Genomic DNA, 2,096 nt, shown 5'->3' with positions numbered 1-2,096 from the left:
CGCCCCCGCCACCCGCACCGGCCGCCGCCCCCTACCGTCCCACCCTGATTGCGCCGCGTCGGGTGGTGCGCGAACCCTGGTGGCAGCGCGACGGGGTGATCAGCCGCGTGCTGGCCGTCGCCGGTGTCGCCGTCACCCTGATCGGTGTGGTGATGCTGCTCGTGCTGGCGGCGCAGGCCGGATTCTTCGGTCCCGAACTGCGCGTGGCGGCGGGCGGGTTGTTCTCGGCCGCACTCGTCTACACCGGAATCCGCGTCTTCGGACGTACCGGCGGCCGAGTCGGCGGGATCGCGCTCGCGGCGACGGGTATCGCCGGCGCCTACCTCGACGTCGTGGCCGTGGCCGTCGTCTATCACTGGTTGCTGCCGGTGCTCGCGATGGTCGTGGCGCTCGGAATCGCGGGAGCCGGTGTCGCACTGGCCGTCCGGTGGGATTCGCAGCCCTTGGCGTTGCTCGTGGTGACCGGTGCTGCCGTGCTCGCACCCGTTCTCACCGACGGTGTGACGCTCACGCTGGTCGGATTCCTGTTCGTCATCCAGGTCGCCAGCTTCCCCGCGCAGATCGGTCGCGACTGGCCGTACCTGTCGATCGCGCGGACGGGCCCGGTGGTGATCGCGCTGTTGGTCGCGACCGCGAGTTACGGACTGTCCGAGCGGCCGGAGAAGTACTGGGTGCTGGCGTCCGCGGCGCTGGTCGCCGGTTTCGGGCTGGTCACGTCGATCATCCTGTTGCGCAGCAACTCTCGTGACGTCATCGCAACCGCGATGATCGTCACGACGGCCGTCCCGATGCTGGTGATCGGCCACCTCTTCGACCGGCTCGGGTCCACGCTGATCGCGCTGGCGCTGGCCGCCGCGATGTTCGCCGCGTTCGCGGCGGCGCGGTCGTTGCCGCAGCATGCGCGGATCGCGCTCGCGGGCGTGGGTACCCTCGCCCTGCTCGAGGCCTGCCTCATCGGGTCGAGCGAAGACCTCGCGCCGCTCGTCCTGCTCGGGGTGGCGGCACTGTTCCTCACCATCGGCGGGCAGGCGGAGTCGCGGATCGCGTACGCCGTCGGTGCAGTCTTCACCGTCGTCGGCGGGTTCGCCTTCGTGATCACCGCGCCGCCGTTCGTGCTCGTCGACGAGTACAGTGCGCTCGACTCACTCGGGGTGACCACGGTGCTGTCCTCGCTGGTGCTGGCGGGAACCGTCTTCCTGTTCGTCTGGTACGCGCACACACTGAAACTGTTGAGCGACAACCATGCCCAGCCGTGGTGGGTCCTTGCAGGGCTGGTGATCCTGTACGCGGTCACCACCGCCACGGTGTCGGCGGGCACGGCGCTCACCGGGACGTCGGCAGGATTCATCGCGGGGCACTGCGCCGCGACCATTGCGTGGATGGCGGCGGCGACGGCGGCGCTGGTGTTCGGACTGGCTCGACGCGACTACGCGCACACCGCGCTCGGCGTCGGACTGGGACTGACCGGCGCTGCGCTGGCCAAACTGTTCCTGTTCGACCTCGCCACCCTCGACGGACTGTTCCGCGTCCTCGCGTTCCTCGTCGTCGGACTGCTACTGCTCCTTGCCGGCACCCGCTACGCGCGTGAATTCGCGGAGCGGGATGCCGGGCGGGGAACGTCGAACGGCTCTGTCAGCGCCGGTTCTGCCGAGCGATGAGTTCGCTGACGCTCACGGCGTTGCCGTCGTCTGCGCGATGCCGTCCGCTGGAGGCGTCGTCCGGATCGACGGGCGGCTCCTCGACGCTACGGCGACGCGAGCCGTTGGCCGGAGCCCCGTTGGCGGGCGTGCCGTTGGTGCCGTTGGTGCGCCGGCCGCCGTTGACGGGCTCCGGCGGCTCGGCCGCACGACGCCTCGACGGGATCGGCGGCACCGGGCGGGCAGGAGACGACTGGGGGGTCTCCTGCTCGTACGGTGCGGGCACCGAACGCGGCGAGCGGGTCGGCAGTGACGGCGCCGACGCACTCGGTCGCGGTTCCGCCGGCGACGAGAGGGGCCGGGGTTCCGCGGCCGACGTGGACCGGAGGTCCGCGAGCCAACTCTCGATGGGACGCGACTCGGTGGCCGGACCGGGTGCCGGAGCCGCCGGACGGGGCC

1 protein-coding gene and 1 pseudogene are annotated in these 2,096 nt (G+C 71.3%); one reads left to right on the top strand and one right to left on the bottom strand.

The window, feature by feature from the left end; all coding sequences use genetic code 11:
• On the top strand, positions 1 to 1,658 hold a 1,658-nt coding region (locus tag RJ1_RS44720), incomplete at its 5' end, for a DUF2339 domain-containing protein (protein WP_255284977.1).
• On the opposite strand, the pseudogene RJ1_RS48650 reads toward RJ1_RS44720, so the two are convergent.
• Positions 1,633 to 2,096, bottom strand: a pseudogene (locus RJ1_RS48650) (MMPL family transporter); the annotation flags it as partial. The gene RJ1_RS44720 and the pseudogene RJ1_RS48650 sit on opposite strands and share 26 nt — an antisense overlap.

It is taken from the genome of Rhodococcus jostii NBRC 16295 (assembly GCF_001894825.1).
In the GTDB taxonomy this organism is placed as follows: Bacteria; Actinomycetota; Actinomycetes; order Mycobacteriales; family Mycobacteriaceae; genus Rhodococcus_F; species Rhodococcus_F jostii.
This window is presented reverse-complemented; position numbering and strand designations above follow the sequence as displayed.